This is a genomic window from Bradyrhizobium ingae, assembly GCF_055791185.1.
In genome coordinates this window covers 152,085-170,641 of the sequence record NZ_JBVUBB010000012.1, presented here as the reverse complement: position 1 = coordinate 170,641, position 18,557 = coordinate 152,085, and the positions used below count along the sequence as shown (strand labels likewise).

Here is an 18,557-nt window from a genome sequence, read left to right as displayed (position 1 = left end):
TGTTGCCGCCGGCCTCCGCGTGACGGTTCAAACTGGAGCCATCATGCCTTAATTGCGCGGCGCGCTTGCCGGGGGCGGTTGTGCCGCCTGTGACTTTGACGCCGATTTCGGGGGCTGCGGCTGTTTTACATTCTCCTTCGAGGCCTGAGCGCGCGGCTCTTGATCCGGCTGCCTGGCACCCTGCGCCGGGGTGGTGGAGATGTTGATGTTCAGCAGCTTCCACTGCCGCGACGAGGACTCGTAAAGTAGATCGAACTTCACCTGCTGCGGGCTGGTTGGCACGTAGCCGGATACGTGTAACCGGCCGGCGCCGTCGATTTCGGGGGGAGTACTGAGTTGCGGCGACAGCAACATCACGCTGAACAGGCTGATATTGCTTCGCCGCATCTCGGAAAATACCTGCGCAAGATCGGCCGAACTATTCCTGGCCTGGAAATCCAGCGCGGCGAGATCGCGCAAGACTGTGTAGTTGCCGGCCCGATTGGCGTCGTTCAACGTCAGCAACGTCGCGCGCACCAGCAATAGCGCCTGCTCGATCGGCACCTGCACCTTGCCCGGCGCGGGAGAGGCTGGCTTGTCGCTGGCGGGGGCAGCAGGCGAGGCAGCCGGTGCGGGCATCGCGGTCGGAGCTGGAGCCTCCGACTGAGCCACGCTCAACGTCGGCAGCATTGCAACCGCGAACGTCGCCGCCGCGAGGATAGCGATGCCGCTTTGCGGCCGGAAGGTTTCGGCCATCACCATCCGACACGCAGGCCGGCCCGCGCTCCGACGATGCTCTGATTGGTGGAATAGCCAACGCCGCCAGTGAGCTGGAAGTTGTCATTGAGCCGGACGGCGCCGTTGATTGCGAGCCCATTCTGGCCCTGGAAATTGCCGTAATTCATGGTGAAGGCGACGCGCTCGCTCGGCAGCACGGTCGGCACGCCGGCCATGGCGAAGGCCATCGCGACGCCGGCGGTCGCCTTGCTGGTGCGGCTCGAGACGTCGTCGATTCGGGCGTTCACACCGGCCAGCGCAGATTGGACCTCGCCGCCGAGCCCGGCGATACTGGCATCGACATAGCTCTTGTTGGCGGCATCGGTCCCGGCGACCGGCGCAGCCACGTTCTGCACCCGGTTGCCGCCCATGCTGACGGTAGCGCCGCTGCCGACCAGCAGGGCGGTCGAGACGTTGGCGGTCCCGATATTGGACGTCGTAGCGTTGACGGTGGTGGCATTGACCGTGGTCGCAAAGACCGTCGGCGTCGTGACCGATGTCGTCGCGTTGAGCGTATCAGTGGTGAGGCCGCCGGCGACGGTAGCACCGCCGTTGAAGGTCGCATGGCCCGTCACGATCAAACTGCCGCCGACGGTGGCGTTGTTCGTTACGCTGAGCGAGTTGAGTGTCGCAAGACCGTTCGTGGTCAGGGTATCGGTCGTGATATTGCCGGTGTTGCTGATGCCTGACGTGCCGAGCGTGCTGGCCAAAGTCACGGCGCCGTTGAAGACTGCCGTCCCGTTGAACGTCGCTGTCGTGCCGGCCGCAAAGTTGCTGTCGCCGTTGACGTTGGTGGTTCCGTTCAGGGCCGTGGTGTTGTCGACCGTGACGGCTGTGGCGTGAATAGCATCGAACGCCAATGTGCCGAAGACCGGATCGAATGGGCTCGAGCAATCGCTATCCTGTACGACGGTGACCAATTGCTCGCCTCCGGAAGTAAAGGCGCAGAGGGTGTGGAGGTCGGCGTGGGCCGGTCTCACGTCGATGATGGTGCTTGCGACACACAGTGGGACGATCGCCAAAGCGACCAACGTCGACGATTTTTGTGCTGAATATTCGCGCGCCATCTTGTCCTGTCGCATCATGTTCTCATTCCAACCCGCAAGTGGCGACGATGGTGGGGCGGCGCGTCGGAGCTCGCATCAACCGTTCGATTGAAATCGTTCTGTTCCATCGGATTCTCCGGCGCGTGTGTTGCCGGTTTGCATCCATCGAGGCCGCAGGCCGGAAACGGAGCGTCAGTGCCCGGAAAATTGGCGAAAGAATCGTCGTGCCGGCGTTGTGCATTTCGTGCGACTTCGCCCCGAAGGCGCAGAACGCCGGGGATGTCATATCGAATGCTATGGAAGTGAGCCGTGGCGTCTGACGCCCGCCGCTGTCGCCGCGCGGCTGATGGTTCGCTCATGTGGCGCGGCTGCCAGTGATCGGCAGCGGAGCGATTCAGTTTGGGGTCGCCGCGGTATTGGTCCGTAGGATGTCAGGATGAGACCTGGTTTCGCGCCAAAAATCCCAGACCTCATGGTGAGGAGCGCCGCTTGCGGCGCGTTCTCGAACCATGAGGCCGAATACGTTCGCTATCCCTATGCGATTGCCCTCCCGCAAGCTGCGGAGAGGGAGTTCTTCAGGCCCGCGTGCCGGTGAAGGGGAAGCTGCCCATCGGGCCGATGCTGGCTTCGCCGGAGATGCTGTCGCCGGAAACCTTGCCGGAAAAAGCGAGCGTCAGCGGCATCGGATTGGTGATCGAGATCTTCCAGGCAACATCGTCGCCATTGACGCTTCCGTCGAAGATCTCGCCGGATTCACCTTCGGCGCCCTGCGTGCCCGTCAGCGCGCTGCCTGCGCTCTTCAGCGTGAGGGTCGTGTTGCGGTCGCCCATCGGTGTGCTGAGGACGATATTCCAGTTTCCGTCGACGGCCATTCCTGTCTCCCTGACCTCTCCCGGCGAACCGCGATGATCCGCGGTTAGTCCGGCGCCGAGCGTATAGCTCAAGTTCAAGCGCCTGCCTAACGCTCTCTTCGCCGCAGTCAGGCGCGGGCGGCGGCGCGCAGGCGGCCAGTGATGATGATGCGGAAGATCAGATATTGTATGGCGAAGGCCGCGACCTTGGCGCCGCCGGCGATGACCGTGACATAGAAGCTCCACAGCTTGAGGTCGCCGGTCCAGGCGGCCGCGATGGTGCCGGCGCCGAGCGCGAACATCAGCACGGCCCAGGCATAGCCCGCGGCGGTGACATATTCCGGAATGACGTCGGTCACGCGCGCCGGCATGTAGCGCAGCAACCAGCCGCGCTTGAGCATGATCGCGCCGATCGCAAAATGCGCGATCGAGGGTTTTGCCAGCACGAAGCGCGGATCGTGGGTGAGAAGGGTGGCGCTCCCCAGCACGATGACGAGCACGAGCGAGGCGTAGGCCATGTAGCCGAGCGAGTTGCCCTTGACGCGGGCATAGATGACCTGTGCGATCGCTCCTGCAATCGCCAACGACGTCGCGAGGATGATGTTGTCGGTTGCGAGATAGATGACCAGGAAGACGATCGTCGAGAGGAAATCGGAGGTGAGGCGGGCGAATACGTCCTTCATCGTCGGGCCTGTCGGTTAGGAGGAGGGCAGTGCAGTCGTGGGCGTACCGTATTTGATCTTACGGTACTCCGGATACCATTTCGTGAAATACATCGCGCTGTTGCGTGCGGCGAACGCTACCGCGAGGCCCGACCAGATCGGCAGGCCGGGCAAGTAGATGAGCACGACGTTGGAGGCCATCATCAACAGTGCTGCCGCGGTCCATGCGGCGGTGATGATGTAGTTGGCGCGCAGGAAGCCCGGCATCGCCGCCGTCTCGGCGGGGACCTCTTCAAGGGCGTATTGCAGCGTGAACGGGTGGCGGGCCAGCATTGAGCCGAGCGAAATGATGAAGATGCCGGCATCGACCGACACTTTCACCGCGAGCGCGCTCAGTGAGGAATCGAGCAGCGCGAGGTAGGCGCCAATGGCGGCGAACAGGATCGCCGATCCGGCGGCGAGGATCTTCACCGAGCGGCCGCGCATGATGTCGATCGCAATGGTGGCAACGCAGATCGTGGAGGCCGTGAACACGCTGGCCTTTGCCGATGCCAGGAACATCAGGAAGCCGAAGGCGCCGTAGGGGGCAAGGATCAGGAAGATTGTCATGAACCGCCTCGCTCAATTTGATCTTTACATTGTAAAGATCAATAGTTCACGCCGGGAGCGGGGTCAAGCCAAATCTTTACAGCGTCAAAATGATGTGAACGATCTGTAAAAAGTGAATTGCAGCAATAGCTTGTGCCGACGCTTCGCCGGCGACGTCGCGCCAGGGCAGGAGCGACAGGATCATCACGGCACACGTAATCAACAGGCTGATGGTGATGAAAATGCCGCCGACCCGGCCGATCTGAAACCGCAGCGAGTTCGTCGCGGCCGACATGCCGATCGGGTGCAGCAGCCGCGACACCAGGAGCGCACCCATCAGGAGGTGAATGCGCAGTGCGGAGGCGCCGGACACCTCGATCATGGCGACCATCATCGTGATGATCGGCACATATTCCATGAAATTGCCGTGGGCGCGGATCGCATTGCGCAGGGCCGTGTTGCCGCCGTCGTTGAAGGCAGCCTTGCTGCTCCGTCGCAGCCGGATCACCTGAAGTGCGAGGACGGCGTAGAGCAGGGCGAGGATCGCGAGATAGAACGCCGTGATGGCTGGCATGTGCATGTGAGGCTCCCTTGAGGTGCGGCAAGCTCTTTACGGAGTCATTCCGGGACGCGCCACTTGGCGCGAGCCCGGAAACCATCATGCGGCGACACGCATGGGGAAATGGATTTCAGGGCTCGTCGCGCGGCACTGGTGACGCAGCTCCGGAATGGGGGGATCAGCGACTACGCCGCTCCGACCCAGTTGCCATGAAAGCCGTCGGGCACGCGGTGGCCGAGCTGCACCAGCGCGACGGGACCTGCCTCGACATCGGTGGCGTTGAACACGGCGAGATCGCTGCGGTTCTCGCGAGCGCGCCAGACCACGGCGAGCAGCCAGCCATCGCCTTCCGCGGCATCCCTGGCACGCTCGACGAACACCGGTTCGGAGATGCTGTCGCCGGCCGGCAGCAGGTAATGGCCGAGGCGCTTTCCCGCACCATCGACATGCACGATGCCGGACAGCGCAGAGAACATCGGCAGGCCTGGATTGGCGCAGGCGTACCAGCCATGGTTGGTCGTCAATCCTGCGCGGCGATCATCGACGCGCGGGAATTCGCCGGTGAGATCGTCGAGATAGGTCTGCTGAAAACGGTCGGTATTGCCGGCCAGATCGAAGGTCCATCGGCAATGGCGTGCGAACGATTTGTCGGGATTGGTCGGCCGGCCGTCGGGATGCGGAAACAGCGGCGCCTCCTCGAACTGCATGACGTCGGCGATGATGCAGTTGCCGTCCTCCCAGGCGTTCATGACGTGGAAGACGTAGCAGGTCTCAGCTCGGAACCAGACTATGTCCTCGGGCCTGCCGTTGCGCTTCATCACGCCGACATAGGCGCCCTTCTCGGGCTCCCACGCGTAGGGCGGCCGGCCCTTCATCGCGCGCTCCATGCTGCCGGTGGTGGGCAGGATCGGAAACAGCACGTGGTTCTCGGTGACGATGAAATCGTGCACCATGCTGGCATAGGGCGCCTCGAAACGCGTGAAGCGCGTCGCCCTGCCTGTGGCGTCGATCGCGCCGTAAGAGAGGGTGGGCGTGAGCGGGCCGCTCGCGTTGTAGCCGAAGAATACCATCTCGCCGGTCGAGGGATCGATTTTCGGGTGTGCGGTGAAGGTGCCGGCAATGCGGCCCTGGTAATTGCAGTAGCCGCGCGTCGCGAGTGTGCCGGGCTCGATCTCGGTCGGCAGGTGACCTTCCTCGAGTGCGAGCAGCTTGCCGGCGTGGAAGATGACGTTGGTGTTGGCTACGCCGCCGTCCGTGATGTGAGCAGGCGCGTCCGGCAGTTTGCGGCCAAAACCACTGCCGAAGAATGCGCGGCCGGCATCGTGCTCGGCCTGCCATTTCGGAGTGCGGACCCAGCGATTGCGGTAGCTCGCGCGGCCGTTCTCCAGATGAAAGGCGTGGAGCATGCCATCGCCGACGAACCAGTGCGCGCCCGGCACCTCGAACTGCGGATTGGGGCCGTTGCGATAGAGCGTGCCGTTCAATTCGCGCGGCAATTCGCCGACGACGTTTAGGAATGGCGCGTCGGCTTCGAACGGGATCGGCGCGCGATTGGCCGGCACTCGGTTGAATACATCCTGCAGCAAGGCGGACCCTCCCTTTATCTTTACACCGTAAAGATACGCTAGTGCCGCCTCGAGCTTTGGTCAAGCGAAATCTTTACACTGTCAAAATGGCGTCATATAACGCCACTCATGGCCAAGACCCAAACCAGCCGCCGCGCTCGCCCCGGAAAACCGCCGTCAACCGCTGCCAAGGAGCGGCCGCGCCGCGCCGCGGGCGGGAAGGCCGAGACGCCTTATCATCATGGTGCGCTGCGCGAGGCGTTGCTGAAGGCGGCGGAACGCGTGCTGGAACGCGACGGGCTCGCCGGGCTGACGCTGCGCGCGGTGGCGCGCGAGGCCGGCGTGTCGCATGCCGCGCCGACGCATCATTTCGGCGATCTCACCGGTCTCGTCAGCGAGCTCGCCGCGGTCGGCTTCCGCCAGTTCAACGCGGCGATGGCCTCTGCCTGCGATGCCGCCAAAACGCCGCTGGAGCAGGCGCTGGCGCGACCGAAGGCCTATGTCGCTTATGCGCAGGCCCATCCCGGCATGTATGGCATCATGTTCCGCACCGAACGGCTCGATTATTCCAGGCCCTCGCTGCACGAGGCCGCGGGAGCCTCCTTCGCGGGACTTGCCAACGCCATCGGCGCGATGCGGCAGGAGCAGATCAGCCGCGATACGATGACGCTCGACCAGGCCGCCGCAATCGCGCGCGCCTGGTCGATGGTGCACGGCTTCACCATGCTGCTGCTCGACGGCCGCCTCGAGGATATTCTGGAGCGGCTGCCGAAGGGCACTACGGCCGAACAGCTTCTGGAAGCAATCCTGAAGTCGACGGTGGCGGGGAAACCGCCGGGGTGCTGATCGATCAGGGTCGCCGCAACCCTTGCCATCGCCGTGCGTTGACGCGGCATGGCCAGAACACCGCGTGCCCCCTGGAAACGGCCTAACCCGCGCAAGCGGGCAGGTAAGGCCTCGAAGCATCTCACTCCCACGCAAAAATCGGCGGCAAGGACCCGCGCCCGACGGGCAGGGCGCCGCTATCCCAACCTCGTGGAGAATATGCGCATCGCAGCCAAGAAATCTTCCAAGGCCAAGAAATCTTCCAAGGCCAAGAAAATTTCCAAGGCGAAGACCTCCAAGGCAAAGTCCAGGGCAAAGTCCAAGGCAAGATCCAGGACGAAGTCGAAGACGTCAGCGAGAAATACGCACAAGCGTAGCGCAGTCCGGCGCGAGAAGGATCCGCGCGGCGGTTTGACGGCCGCTGGCCGCGAGGCCTTTGCCCGCAAGGAAGGCGCGCACTTGCGGCCGGGCGTCGCCAGCCGGAAACGGAGATGACGTCGCAGGACATGCGACGGAAGGGAAGCTGGGCCGTGCGCTTCTATGGCCGCAAGAAGCTGCCGCCACTGGTTGATGCCAAGGGCCGTCCGACGCGGCACGCATTGTCCGCCCATGCCTGGGGCGAACCGGTGCCCAGGACGGTCGCGGCTGCGCGGCGCATTGCGGCCAAGGGCGAGCGCCTCCTGGCGCGCTATCGCCGCGCAAAAAAGAAAGCCTAGCGCGTCGCGAGTTCGACGGCGCGGCCGCTTGCGCCCATGACCTTCACTTCGTCGTTGCCGCATGTGAAATCGCGCGCGTATCGGTCGGCGGCCTGGCGCGCCAGCTCGTTGGCATTGGCATTCGCCGTCACGTCGATATAGGCGACATGGCAGACCGGGCCCGGCGGCAGTCGCGTCACCGCGAGCATCGCCTTGGTCTTCGGCCGTCCCTGCTTGTCGAGATCGGCACCGTCGGCGATGTGCCAGCGCTGGATGATGGCGAACGGCCCTGTGCCCTCGGTGCGCCATTCCACAGTGTGTTCGGTGGAGTTGAACGGTTGGAACCAGAGCTGCGCTGCCGGCTCTTTTGCCGCAAATGTACGGTCGCGGCCGACCGAGACCACCTCGCGCAGATCGTCCTCGGCGATCAGCACCACGAGCCCGGCCTTGCCGGGGCAGACCCGCGTCGTGCTGCCGTCGAGCGCGCTCGGCTTGCCGATCCGGCGGCAATCCTTGGGCGCGGTCGAGGTGTAGGTGCTGCCGAAGGATTGGGCGCCGGCCTGATCGAGCGCGACGCTGGCGAGCAGCGCGGTCAGGCAGCCAAGTGTGACATGCTTCACGACGACCCCCTCATGCCGCGGAACTCCGCTCATTCAGACGTGTTCATTGTGGGGAAGGTTCAAACGGGGCCTTGAGACACCTGACATGGCCGCGGAATCGTTCTAGAAGAGCGCCTTCGCTTCGTCCCGCGTTGTCACTTATCTCGATCATGCCAGCCATCTCGTCGAACAAACCCTATCGCGTCGGCCGCTCCAAGACCGGACTTGGCCTCTTCGCCACCAAACCGATCAAGAAGGGTACCCGGATCATCCGCTATTTCGGACCGATCCTGGACTCGCGGATTCCCGAGCAGGACGACATCGAGAACAAATACCTGTTCGAGCTCAACGGCCGCTGGACCATTGACGGCTCGGTGCGCAAGAACGTCGCGCGCTACATCAACCATTCCTGCCGCCCGAACGCGGAATCGGACGTTCGCCCGCGCGAGCGCAAGGTGTTCATCCGCGCCATCAGGAACATCGAGGCCGGCGACGAGATCAACTACGACTACGGCACCGACTATTTCAAAGCCTATCTCAAGCCGATCGGCTGCAAGTGCGCTTCCTGCGAAAACAAGCGCAAGAAGCTCCGCGCCGAGGCGCGGGCCGAGCGGACCAAGGTGAAGGCGCGCGCCGAGCGCAAGGCGCAGAAGGCGAATGCAAAGGGCGCGGCGAAGAAAAAGCTCAACGGCAAGCACGCCAACGGCAAGGCCAACGGTCGCGCGCGGGCGTAAGCCTCAAGCTCTGCCGTAATGCCTCGCGAAAGCGGGGCATCCAGTACGCCGCGGCTTTTCGGTTCAATCACAACTGTCTCTGGAACAGTGGGTCGCCCGGTTGAGCCGGGCGACGACGCATTTGCGCGGCAATAGCGTTGATCACGCCGCCACAGCACCCACACTCCTGCGCAACCCCACGTACTGCAATTCCGCGAACACGCCGGTCGCGATTGCCTGGGCGACGACCACGAGTTCGCCTGCGACGTTCGGCGACACCGCGCCGGAGAACAGCAGCGCGATGCTTGCAACCGTCCAGATGGCGTTGCCGATCACGACGAGGATGACGAGCGCTTTCGGCACCGAGCTGCGCGAGGCGAGCCATCCGACCAGTGCCGCATAGGCAATCAGGAACAGGCCGGTCTCCCGCAGCAGCGTCTCGGGCAGATTGAAGAGCGAGGCGAAGACACCGGCGCCGAGGGCGAGGCCGACGGCCGAGACGGCGCTGAAGATCGCGTCAGCGAGCAGTGCACGGCGCAGCAAGGTGGAGGCGAAGATCATGGTCGTTCTCCTTTTGTGGGCTTGGGGGGCAGATCAGTGCAGCGCGCGCCAGAAGGCGCGAATGGCGCGTGCGAGGCGGAATGGGCAGAGGCTTTTTCCGACGCTGTGCTCGAAGGCCAGCACCTGTGCGACGACGAAGTCGCCGGTCGAATTCACCAGCGGTTCCGGCATGTTGAGGCTGCGCGCGAGTAGTCGGGTTGCAAACTTCAACGCCCAGGGCAGCAACGTGTCGGCAACGGTCCGGTAGAGGAGCAGCGCAATCATGGTCGTCTCCTGTTGCCCGGGAAGATGAGCCACGGCCCTGCCTAATTCGATTACCTCTGACGTAATGGAAGGGACGAAATCCGCATGCTAGGTTTTTGACCATGAACGCACATGCATCGACGACGCAGGCCGAGCGCGCTCAACCCATCCATATCGGCGATCACTTGCGCGAATGGCGGCAGCGCCGGCGCATGAGCCAGCTCGATCTTGCGGGCGAAGCGGAGATCTCGGCCCGGCATTTGAGTTTCGTCGAGACCGGCCGCGCGTCGCCCTCGCGCGAGATGGTGTTGAAGCTCGCCGAGCGGCTCGATGTTCCCTTGCGCGAACGCAACGTGCTGCTGGTTTCGGCCGGTTATGCGCCGGCCTTTCCGCAGCGCTCGCTGGAGGATCCGGCCTTGAAGTCAGCCCGCCAGGCGATCGACCTCGTTCTCAGGGCGCATGAGCCGAACCCGGCGCTCGCCTATGACCGGCACTGGAATCTGGTCTCCGCCAACCGCATGGTGGCGCCGCTGCTTGACGGCATTCCGCAGCGGCTGCTCGGCCAGCCCTTCAACGTGCTGCGGCTCGCCTTCCATCCCGAGGCGCTCGCGCCGCGCACCGTCAATCTCGCCGAATGGTGCGGGCATCTCCTGGAGCGGCTGCACCGGCAATGCGAGGCGACAGCCGATCCTGAATTGATCAAGCTCTACAATGATCTGAAGAGCTATCCGATTCCGGCGCGCTCGGCGCCGCTCTCGCACGACAATGTCGCGATCCCCTTCAAGCTGCGGCATGAGGGCGAGATACTAAGTTTCTTCTCCACCACCATGGTGTTCGGTACGCCCGTCGATATCACGCTGTCGGAGCTGGCGCTGGAGACGTTCTTTCCGGCGGATGAGCGCACTGCCGAGCGGCTGAAGCAGATGGCGGCCAAAATGGGCTAACGCCCTTGCCTGGGGCCTCGTTCGGCTTATCTTGCGGTGGAACCAAAGGTTCGCCGAAGGAGATTGCCAATGAGCTCACCGAACATGAGCACGCTGAAACCGCTTCAGATCGACGTCGTCTCCGACGTGGTGTGCCCCTGGTGCTATATCGGCAAGCGCCGGATCGAGAATGCGCTCGCACTGGTGCCGGACGTGCCGGTCGAGGTCAACTTTCGTCCCTACTTCCTCAATCCCTGGGTGCCTCGCGAGGGCATCAGCCGCGAGGAATATCTGACTAAGAAGTTCGGCTCGGTCGAGGCCTATAAGGGTATTGCTGGCCGCGTCGTTGCGGCCGCGGCCGAGGAGGGGCTGACCTATCGGCCCGATCTCGTGCAGCGTCAGCCCAACACGATCGACTGCCATCGGCTGATCCACTGGGCCGAGGCTGCCGGCAAGGCGCCCGAGATGAAGCAGCGGCTGATGGAGCTCTATTTCCGCGACGGCGGCGATCTCACCGACGTCAACGTGCTGGTGCAGGCGGCGGCCGATGTCGGGCTCAATGCCGACGACGTGCGACGGCGGCTTGCCAGCGACGAGGACGTCGCGCTGATCTCGGCGCAGGCTCAGGAGGCCGCCGAGAAGGGCATCTCGGGTGTGCCGACTTATGTCTTCGCGCAGAAATACGCCGTGTCGGGCGCGCAGGATCCGAACCTGCTCGCGCGCGCGATCCGTCAGGTGTCGGAGGAGATCAACGCGCAGGCAGCGGAGTAGGCACTCTAGCTGCGGAGCAGGCGAACGGCCCGCCGCGCAGCGTCCAGCGCGGCTTTCCGCGCAACCAGCGCGGCGTGGATCAGCGCCACCATCGGGTCGTTCCGCCTCAGCGGGATCAGCACGTCACCGATGGCAAAGCGGCCGCGCCAGATCGGGTTGATCATGGGGTGATCGGCGCCTGCGGTGGAATCCGCATTGGCGATGGACGGATCCGCACAGAGATGGCGCGTCAGCTCGACCGTGAGCTGCACGCCCGGCGAATATTTTGCAAAGCTCTCGTCGATGCCGAGCTTGAAGAAGAACGCGCGATCCTGATGGCGCAGCACGATGCCCGTGGCAACCGGCGTTTCCCCAGCGCGCAGGCTGATGATCTCGCATTGACCGGTTTCGGCGAGCGCGGGCGCGGCGCGGCGAATGAAGGTGGCATCGCCTGCGTGCCGGATCAGCGCGGTGCCGCGCTTGCCTTTCCAGCCGCTGGCCTCGATCTGCAGGAATGTTTCGAGCGCCAGCCTGACCTCGTCGGGCGTGCGCGCGACATCGAATGAGACGCGACCGTGCTCTTCGAGCCGATGCCGCTGGCGCCGCAGCTCCTTGAGCTTCTTCGCCCCGAGGGCCTCGCGCAGCAGCCGATCGCCATCCTGCGTCGCATCGAGACTGGCGCGCATGTACGAGCCCAGCACGCGCGGCTTCAATCCGTCGCCTGTCGAAATTGCAGTCAGCGATCTCATCGCTGCGCCATCGAGCGCGACGTCGCGCAGGATCAATGCGTGGGCTCCGGCATCACGCGCCTGGTCGAGCAGGCGCGCAGCGGCTTCGCTCGCCGTGTCACGATCGAGCAGCGGGCTGCACAGTGTGCCGTACGGGTGCGCGCTCACCAGCGCGGGCAGGGGGATTTTCCAGGCGCGCCAAAGCGGGACGACCGGCATCAGCCCGATCAGTTGCCTCGACGCATCGATCGCGCGCAGTGTCATTGCGCCGGTGCGGCCGCGGGCGGTCGCGCTGACGGCGAGCTCCCATGGCGGCACATAATAGGCGTTCGGCTCGATCGCTCTCGCGCTCAGCGTCCGCCATTGCCCGAGGTCGACTGATGCAAGGGGGACAAGCGATGCGCTTTCCGAGAGGGAATGCACGCGCGGAGCCGTGGCATCGCCTGCGGATGCGCTCCTGATCGCAGCTCGATGTGTAATATCGACCACGTCCCGTCGTTCCCCGTTCACGCTGGCCGGGCCTTCGCCCGAACCGCGTCACGGGCTCATGCTTAGCGCAAAGATTGGAAAATACGGTTGGCGCAAGCCGTCAATTCGAACGGTAGTGTTAACGTCCTGTTGACCATCCGGGGGCAAGCACCGGATGTCGCCCCGTTCCTGGTGGCCTGGCGGGCACTGTCAGCCAATGAATCGAAAACGACCGGGCGACAGCGTCGTCCGGTCGTTTCCGATTCCATGCGATGGAACTAGTAGCGATCCTCGCCGATGCCGACGCTGACGCCCGGCGCGCTAAAGCCGACGCCGGCGCGCGGCCGGTCGTAGTCGCGATAGGTGCGGCGCTCGTAATAGCGATCGCGCGGCATGTAGTTGTAGGAATCGCGATCGCGGATGATCACCCGGGCCCCGCTGTGGGTATGATAGCAGCGACCGGTGTCGTCACAGACGAGGCGCACCTGCTGCGCGAGATCGGGATTGGTGTATTCACTGGTCGTGTAGATGTCGGCAGCCTTCGCGACTCCTGTCGCAGCCAGGGCCCCGACGCCTGCCAGCAACGCAATCATCGTTGTCCTCATCAGTCTTCTCCGTGGCAACTGCCCTCGGGGTGACAAGAATGGGCGCAGGCATTCGTTCCGGTCGCCTTTGCGGGTTTTTCCCGGAACACGACTGATGTTCCAGGGAACATAGTGCCTGGAAAGGCGAAGCGTCCCCTAGATAGGCTCGTAGGTTTCGGATCCGCAGATGTCGTCGGCTTCTGCGCGTCGCCGATCGACGATCTTGTCGCCGCTGATGGTCACGATGTAGGTCTGGGTGCCGAGCGCGGTGCCAGTTGCCGAGGTGAGCTGCGCGCGGACGCAGGAGGTCCAGCCCAGCCCGCGGACTTCGTGATGGGGCGGGGCGACCTGCACCTCGCGCGGATAAGACGCCGCCATGAAGACGACGTCGAGTTGCTCGCGAACGATTTTCTTGACATCGGGTGCTGGTTCGGGAGGCGGCTGCTCGGCGTCCTTCATCCGCATGAACTCGGGCACCGGTGCGCGGCTGTCGGCAAAGCCGCACGCGCCGAGCGCCAGCGCGCCGGCGAGCAGTGCCGCATGAGTAACGATCCGTAGCATCCGTGAAGATCCCCTGCGTCCCGACAAATGGGGACGAAGACGGCCGATCGAAGTCCCCCTCGATCAACAATTGCTGAGCGGGACCGAAGGGCCGGCGGGATTTGCCTATAAGGCAATGCAGGCTAGGCTGGTACGCCAGGTGGGAGGAATTGACGCATGAGGATTTTAGTCGTCGTGGTGACCGTGCTCGCATTCGTTGCCGCGCCTGCCCAGGCCCAGATGGGCGGCCGGCGCCAAGGCAGCGACGGTCCGAAGACCGAGAAGAAAGCTCCCGAGGTCGACGAGAAGGCTTACAAAGCGGCCCTCGAGCGCATTCCCGATCCCAAGGAGAAATACGACCCGTGGGGCGGAGCGCGCCAGACCGAGCCTGCCAAGAAGCCAAAATAGCGCCGGGCCAGCGCCATGATCCGCCTGCGTCATCTGGCCGGCCTGTTTGCGGTCCTGATGCACGGGCTGGCTCCCGCCTTCGGCTGGGAGTTCTGGGGCGGCGACGCCGGTGGTCAAAAATATTCAGCGTTGAAGCAGATCACGCCCGACAATGTCGGCAATCTCGTTCGCGCCTTCGAATATCACACCGGCGATCTCGTGACGCGCCCGGGCGAGGTGATGAAGCGGACGAAGTTCGAGGCAACGCCCTTGTTCGTCGAGGACAGCCTGGTCTTCTGCTCGCCCTTCAACGAGGTGATCGCGCTCGATCCCGGCACGGGCGCCGAGAAGTGGCGCTACGATCCGAAGATCCGCACCGATTATCGCCCCGCAAACCGCTTCGTCTGTCGCGGCGTCACCTATTGGGTGGACGACCAGGCGCCGGCGAATGCTGCGTGCCACGCCCGCATCTTCATGGGCACCAACGATGTGCGACTGATCGCACTCGATGCGAAGACCGGAATTCCCTGCGCCGGTTTCGGCGACAAGGGCGAGGTCAGGATCGACGTCGGCATGAAGCTGGAATGGCCCGGCGAATTCCAGATCACTTCGCCACCCGCGGTCGGGCGCGGCGTCGTCGTGGTCGGCTCTGCGATCGGCGACAACCGGCGCGTCAACGCGCCGGCGGGCACGGTGCGCGCGTTCGACGCACGCAGCGGCCAGCCGCGCTGGAGCTTTGAGCCTCTGAAGCGCGACGGCATCGAGGCAGGTCACGCCAACGTCTGGGCGCCGATGTCGGTTGATGAGGCGCGCGGGCTGCTGGTCCTGCCGACCTCCTCGCCGTCGCCGGATTTCTGGGGCGGCAAACGTCCGGGCAACAACGAGCACGCCAATTCGGTCGTGGCCCTGCGCATCGAGACCGGCGAAATCGCATGGTCATTCCAGGCCGTGCATCACGATGTCTGGGATTACGACCTGCCGGCGCAGCCGACGCTCGCGCGCATCGACACCGGCGAGGGTCAGCGCGACGTCGTGATCCAGCCGACCAAGCACGGCTTCGTCTTCGTGCTCGACCGCGACAGCGGAAAGCCGGTGTGGCCGGTCGAGGAGCGCAGCGTTCCGCAAGACGCGGCGGACGGCGAAAAGCTGTCGCCGACGCAGCCGTTCCCGACCCATGTGCCGGCGCTGACGCAGCAGGCCATTTCGGCGGACGATACCTTCTCGCTGATCCCCGGCATGGGCTCCGCCTGCAAGGGGCAATTCGCGGCGGCACGCAACGAGGGCCTGTTCACGCCGCCCTCGACGCAGGGCACGCTGGAATTTCCGTTCACCGGCGGCGGCGTGAACTGGGGCAGCGCGGCGTTCGATCCCGTCAACCAGATCCTCTATGCCAACACCAGCCGGGTTGCGCATCTCATCAAACTGATCCCGCGCGCGGATGCGGCCGGCTTCAATCCGCCGCCGGGCCATGATTTCGGTCAGCAGCAGGGCGCGCCGTTTGCGATGTCGCGTTCGGTCGTGATGTCGCCGATGGGGCTGATCTGCGTCAAGCCGCCATGGGGCGAGATGGTCGCGGTCGACCTCAAGGCCGGCAAGATCCTCTGGCGCTCCACCGTCGGCACCACCGAGGATCTCGCGCCACTCGGCCTGCCGTTTGCGTGGGGCACGCCCCTCGTCAACGGCGTTGCGATCACTGCGGGCGGTCTCGTCTTTACCGGCGCGATGGATGCTTACCTGCGCGCCTTCGATGCGAAAAGCGGGCGCGAGCTGTGGCAGGGCCGGCTGCCCGTGCCCGGCGTTGCCAATCCCATGACCTATCTCTGGAAGGGCGAGCAATATGTCGCGATCGGTGCCGGCGGCCATTCGGAAGGCGGCACGTCGATCGGTGACAGCGTGGTCGCGTTCCGCCTGGCGCGGGCAGGGGAGTCGCCCCCGTTGTTGGTGCGCACGCTCGATCGTCCCGGCGGCCGGTTCTGGGCGGCGGTCGCCGTGCTGCTGCTCGCGGTGATCGCACTCGCCATCGCCGGCTTCCGCTGGCGCGTGAGTCGCCGCAGAACGGTCTAGTCGCCAGGCGCGAAAGACGCGTTTTGCGAACCGCGGTTCACACGCCGCGAGCTATTGCTCGAAGGCGAGACCGAGGCGTTTGTCGTTGCGCCACACGGTGCGGCACTTGCGCGCGAATTGATCGCTGGAGATCGACAGAGTAAAAGACGTCGGCAGCAAAACGCGGCCGTCGAGGTCGATTGCAGCGCCTTCGCTCGATAAATTCCGCACCGTGCACGCAACGCCGCGGCTTTCAAAGGTGATCGTCGCACCCTTGAAAACCCGATGTCGCTGCGCTGCACGCTTCTCAATCATGTCCGTTAATCCAAATTGCGAGTGCGTAAATTACGGCACAGAAATTACATCGAACTAAATTCAATATACGTCGTGCTTGCGGCCCGCTTCATACTTCGTTTACGACAATGCGCGGCGGCGCGAACGTTGTGCTCGCGCTTCCCACGGCCTCGCCTCGAGGCTGATCAATTGCGGCGCCCCTCGCCAATGGAGATATTGATGAAGACCACGATTTCGATTTTGTTCGCTGCCGCCCTCGCGCTGTCATCGGCTCCCGCCAACGCTGCCAAGCTCGATCTCGCCACCATGAGCTGCAAGCAGTTCATCGAGAGCGGCGACGACACCATCAAGATGGTGCTGACCTGGATGGATGGCTGGTACAAGGGTGACGAGGACAACGCGATCATCGACACCGACGTGTTCGTCGAGAACGCCAAGCAGTTCGGGATCTATTGCGGAAAGAATCCGAACGTGAGCATCGTCACCGCCGCCGACGAAGTGCTGGGCAAGTAGTTAGCCTGGCAGCATCGCAAACGCGCTCGAGACCATCGCCACCGGCTTGTTGTCGGTGGCGGAGAGCAGCATGACGCGACCAAAGCTCATGGTGCGTCCGAGCCGCACCACCTTCGCATCCGCCAGGACGTCCGACGACGAGACCGCGCGCATGAAGTGCGTGGTCTGGTCGACGGTCGTCATCGGCCGATAGCCGCGATTGGCGGCGAGGATCGCGATCACCATGGAGGTGTCGGCGAGCGCCATCAGGGCCTGGCCGCAGACCACGCCGCCGCTGCGGCACAGCCGCTCCGAGAACGCCATGCGCAGCACCGCGCCTGGCTGCCAGTCCGTATCGTTCGGCGGCGGTTCATGGTCGATGCGCTCGACCGACAGGCCGAGATCCTGAACCCATGGTGCGAACACGTCGCCCAGCACGCGCCTCGCCTCCTCGATGTCGAATTCGGTCGTTGGCTGCGCTGGCATGATTCCGTTTCCCTTCTGTTGCCCGATGTTTCGGCCATTCTGCCCGGCACGGCCCGGCACGGCAAAGTCACCTCATCCTGGGCTTCCGCCCCGGCTTGAAAATGCCCGACTTGGCCCCCTATGATGCCGCGCCTGGGAACAGGGTGGATGATGTTGCGGCGATTTGTCTTGGTGTTTTGCTTGGGGCTGCTCGGCCTTGCGCTGGGCGGGTGCACCAAATGCGGCCCGATCTGGGACGATTGGCTGCAATCGCCCAAATCCTGCAAATCCGACCGTTTCTAGCCCGTCGCGCGGGCAAGCGGCGTCTCCGCTGACGACCCGCCGGCTCGACCCATCGATATCGAGGAGTGACGTAATGAAGGTTTTCCGTATAGCGGCGCTGCTGGCTGTGATCGCCGGGCCGGTCTACGCGCAGGATGCGATGCCTCATATCAATATGTTGCAGGATGCGCCGAGCAAGACGGACGAGGAGAAGGCGGCCGATGCCGAGCGCGATCAGCGCTACAAGGAGACGATTAAGAAGATTCCGGACGCCAAGGCCTCCAGCGATCCCTGGGGCGCCATGCGCTCCGATCCAGCCAAGACTGCTGCGCCAAAGACCGCAGCCGCGCCGAAGGCCTCTGCCGCGGCCAAGAAGCCCAAGACCGGGTCGACCGCCAACTGAGTGCTACGACCAGCCGGACTCCTCTTCGGCCTCCAATCTCCCTATATTCGAGGGGCAGGGGCTTGAAGGAGTTTCGGCATGGTGTTTCGCCCGCGGGATCTTGCCGACCGGATGGCGCGCCGGCGCAAGGCCGGCCCGATGATAATCGTCACGATCGGCTCACGCCGTCTTGCGATCGATAGCCTTGAGTTCCCGGTCGATACGCAACTGCACGCGACGGATGGCAAGGAGATCGATCTTGGTCTCGGTCTTGCCGGTCTTGACCGTTTCACCGATGCGGAATTGCCATTGCCAGACGCCTTGCGTCGCCGTCTTGGCCACAGTGAACTCGATGCCCCTGTGATTCATGGCCTACCTCCACGATTCACCTATGATTAACGTAACATGTTGAACGTCATAATATTCCCGCTGCCCATGAAATTTTGCCGCTAAGTCGCGGACAATGCAACGAAATCATCATCCGCGCGAGCAGCCGAAGTGACGCAGCGAAAGGCGTCCCCCGCAAACGGGCGGGCAAATTCCGGCAGGCGATAAG

The 18,557-nt window shown here is 64.1% G+C and carries 24 protein-coding genes and 1 pseudogene; 9 read left to right on the top strand and 16 right to left on the bottom strand.

Annotated elements, in window-relative coordinates:
• Positions 1–48: 48 nt before the first annotated feature.
• From ACV1FX_RS19800 to ACV1FX_RS19770, 7 genes are all read right to left on the bottom strand, one after another.
• A complete protein-coding gene (locus tag ACV1FX_RS19800) occupies positions 49–735 on the bottom strand; it encodes a hypothetical protein (protein WP_473119224.1) in 687 nt (228 codons plus the stop codon).
• Positions 735–1,841 carry a YadA-like family protein gene (locus tag ACV1FX_RS19795; protein ID WP_473119223.1) on the bottom strand — a complete coding sequence of 369 codons (1,107 nt, stop codon included), beginning with the start codon at positions 1,839–1,841 and terminating at the stop codon, positions 735–737. Before ACV1FX_RS19795 ends, ACV1FX_RS19800 begins: the two co-directional genes overlap by 1 nt.
• 536 nt (positions 1,842–2,377) lie before the next feature.
• On the bottom strand, positions 2,378–2,674 hold the full coding sequence (locus tag ACV1FX_RS19790) for a hypothetical protein (protein ID WP_473119222.1): 297 nt from the start codon (positions 2,672–2,674) through the stop codon (positions 2,378–2,380).
• 107 nt (positions 2,675–2,781) lie between these two features.
• Positions 2,782–3,336, bottom strand: coding sequence for an inner membrane-spanning protein YciB (locus ACV1FX_RS19785; protein WP_473119221.1), 555 nt, complete (start codon positions 3,334–3,336; stop codon positions 2,782–2,784).
• Between the two features lie 15 nt (positions 3,337–3,351).
• Complete coding sequence (locus ACV1FX_RS19780) at positions 3,352–3,924, bottom strand: hypothetical protein (RefSeq protein WP_473119220.1); 573 nt, start codon at positions 3,922–3,924, stop codon at positions 3,352–3,354.
• A 76-nt stretch (positions 3,925–4,000) separates the two neighbouring features.
• Positions 4,001–4,483 (bottom strand): MAPEG family protein, encoded by a 483-nt coding sequence (locus ACV1FX_RS19775; protein WP_473119219.1) that lies wholly within the window; start codon positions 4,481–4,483, stop codon positions 4,001–4,003.
• A 164-nt stretch (positions 4,484–4,647) separates the two neighbouring features.
• Positions 4,648–6,048, bottom strand: coding sequence for a carotenoid oxygenase family protein (locus ACV1FX_RS19770; protein ID WP_473119218.1), 1,401 nt, complete (start codon positions 6,046–6,048; stop codon positions 4,648–4,650).
• Between the two features lie 108 nt (positions 6,049–6,156).
• Between ACV1FX_RS19770 and ACV1FX_RS19765 the strand changes: the two genes are divergently transcribed.
• Both ACV1FX_RS19765 and ACV1FX_RS19760 read left to right on the top strand, forming a co-directional pair.
• Positions 6,157–6,873: a TetR/AcrR family transcriptional regulator gene (locus ACV1FX_RS19765; RefSeq protein WP_473119217.1), complete on the top strand. Its 717-nt coding sequence runs from the start codon at positions 6,157–6,159 to the stop codon at positions 6,871–6,873.
• Positions 6,874–6,921: 48 nt separating this feature from the next.
• Positions 6,922–7,568: pseudogene (locus ACV1FX_RS19760) on the top strand (DUF6321 domain-containing protein).
• Here the strand turns inward: ACV1FX_RS19760 and ACV1FX_RS19755 are convergent.
• Entirely contained in the window at positions 7,565–8,200 is a 636-nt protein-coding gene (locus ACV1FX_RS19755) for a hypothetical protein (protein WP_473119216.1), read from the bottom strand. The pseudogene ACV1FX_RS19760 and the gene ACV1FX_RS19755 sit on opposite strands and share 4 nt — an antisense overlap.
• Before the next feature lie 116 nt (positions 8,201–8,316).
• Between ACV1FX_RS19755 and ACV1FX_RS19750 the strand changes: the two genes are divergently transcribed.
• Complete coding sequence (locus ACV1FX_RS19750; protein ID WP_473119215.1) at positions 8,317–8,880, top strand: SET domain-containing protein; 564 nt, start codon at positions 8,317–8,319, stop codon at positions 8,878–8,880.
• A gap of 141 nt (positions 8,881–9,021) precedes the next feature.
• On the opposite strand, the gene ACV1FX_RS19745 is transcribed toward ACV1FX_RS19750, so the two are convergent.
• Positions 9,022–9,420 (bottom strand): hypothetical protein, encoded by a 399-nt coding sequence (locus tag ACV1FX_RS19745; protein ID WP_473119214.1) that lies wholly within the window; start codon positions 9,418–9,420, stop codon positions 9,022–9,024.
• Positions 9,421–9,453: 33 nt separating this feature from the next.
• Positions 9,454–9,684, bottom strand: a complete 231-nt coding sequence (locus ACV1FX_RS19740) for a hypothetical protein (RefSeq protein ID WP_473119213.1) — start codon at positions 9,682–9,684, stop codon at positions 9,454–9,456.
• A 101-nt stretch (positions 9,685–9,785) separates the two neighbouring features.
• Here ACV1FX_RS19740 and ACV1FX_RS19735 point away from each other — a divergent pair, with 101 nt between their 5' ends.
• Positions 9,786–10,607 (top strand): helix-turn-helix domain-containing protein, encoded by an 822-nt coding sequence (locus tag ACV1FX_RS19735; protein ID WP_473119212.1) that lies wholly within the window; start codon positions 9,786–9,788, stop codon positions 10,605–10,607.
• Positions 10,608–10,691: 84 nt separating this feature from the next.
• Entirely contained in the window at positions 10,692–11,357 is a 666-nt protein-coding gene (locus ACV1FX_RS19730) for a DsbA family oxidoreductase (protein ID WP_473119246.1), read from the top strand.
• 5 nt (positions 11,358–11,362) lie between these two features.
• On the opposite strand, the gene ACV1FX_RS19725 is transcribed toward ACV1FX_RS19730, so the two are convergent.
• From ACV1FX_RS19725 to ACV1FX_RS19715, 3 genes are all read right to left on the bottom strand, one after another.
• On the bottom strand, positions 11,363–12,553 hold the full coding sequence (locus ACV1FX_RS19725) for a GNAT family N-acetyltransferase (protein WP_473119211.1): 1,191 nt from the start codon (positions 12,551–12,553) through the stop codon (positions 11,363–11,365).
• A 257-nt stretch (positions 12,554–12,810) separates the two neighbouring features.
• Positions 12,811–13,137 (bottom strand): hypothetical protein, encoded by a 327-nt coding sequence (locus ACV1FX_RS19720; RefSeq protein ID WP_473119210.1) that lies wholly within the window; start codon positions 13,135–13,137, stop codon positions 12,811–12,813.
• Positions 13,138–13,272: 135 nt separating this feature from the next.
• Complete coding sequence (locus ACV1FX_RS19715) at positions 13,273–13,677, bottom strand: hypothetical protein (protein ID WP_473119209.1); 405 nt, start codon at positions 13,675–13,677, stop codon at positions 13,273–13,275.
• Between the two features lie 156 nt (positions 13,678–13,833).
• Between ACV1FX_RS19715 and ACV1FX_RS19710 the strand changes: the two genes are divergently transcribed.
• Complete coding sequence (locus tag ACV1FX_RS19710; RefSeq protein WP_473119208.1) at positions 13,834–14,064, top strand: hypothetical protein; 231 nt, start codon at positions 13,834–13,836, stop codon at positions 14,062–14,064.
• A gap of 57 nt (positions 14,065–14,121) precedes the next feature.
• Entirely contained in the window at positions 14,122–16,107 is a 1,986-nt protein-coding gene (locus ACV1FX_RS19705) for a pyrroloquinoline quinone-dependent dehydrogenase (RefSeq protein WP_473119245.1), read from the top strand.
• 51 nt (positions 16,108–16,158) lie between these two features.
• Here ACV1FX_RS19705 and ACV1FX_RS19700 read toward each other — a convergent pair whose 3' ends face one another.
• Positions 16,159–16,401: a PilZ domain-containing protein gene (locus ACV1FX_RS19700; protein ID WP_473119207.1), complete on the bottom strand. Its 243-nt coding sequence runs from the start codon at positions 16,399–16,401 to the stop codon at positions 16,159–16,161.
• A 198-nt stretch (positions 16,402–16,599) separates the two neighbouring features.
• Between ACV1FX_RS19700 and ACV1FX_RS19695 the strand changes: the two genes are divergently transcribed.
• On the top strand, positions 16,600–16,893 hold the full coding sequence (locus tag ACV1FX_RS19695) for an HdeA/HdeB family chaperone (protein ID WP_473119206.1): 294 nt from the start codon (positions 16,600–16,602) through the stop codon (positions 16,891–16,893).
• Here ACV1FX_RS19695 and ACV1FX_RS19690 read toward each other — a convergent pair whose 3' ends face one another.
• Complete coding sequence (locus ACV1FX_RS19690) at positions 16,894–17,358, bottom strand: PaaI family thioesterase (RefSeq protein WP_473119205.1); 465 nt, start codon at positions 17,356–17,358, stop codon at positions 16,894–16,896. It abuts the gene before it with no gap.
• 355 nt (positions 17,359–17,713) lie between these two features.
• Between ACV1FX_RS19690 and ACV1FX_RS19685 the strand changes: the two genes are divergently transcribed.
• Positions 17,714–18,022: a lysozyme inhibitor LprI family protein gene (locus ACV1FX_RS19685; protein WP_473119204.1), complete on the top strand. Its 309-nt coding sequence runs from the start codon at positions 17,714–17,716 to the stop codon at positions 18,020–18,022.
• Between the two features lie 159 nt (positions 18,023–18,181).
• Here ACV1FX_RS19685 and ACV1FX_RS19680 read toward each other — a convergent pair whose 3' ends face one another.
• Positions 18,182–18,370: a hypothetical protein gene (locus ACV1FX_RS19680; protein WP_473119203.1), complete on the bottom strand. Its 189-nt coding sequence runs from the start codon at positions 18,368–18,370 to the stop codon at positions 18,182–18,184.
• Positions 18,371–18,557: the final 187 nt, after the last annotated feature.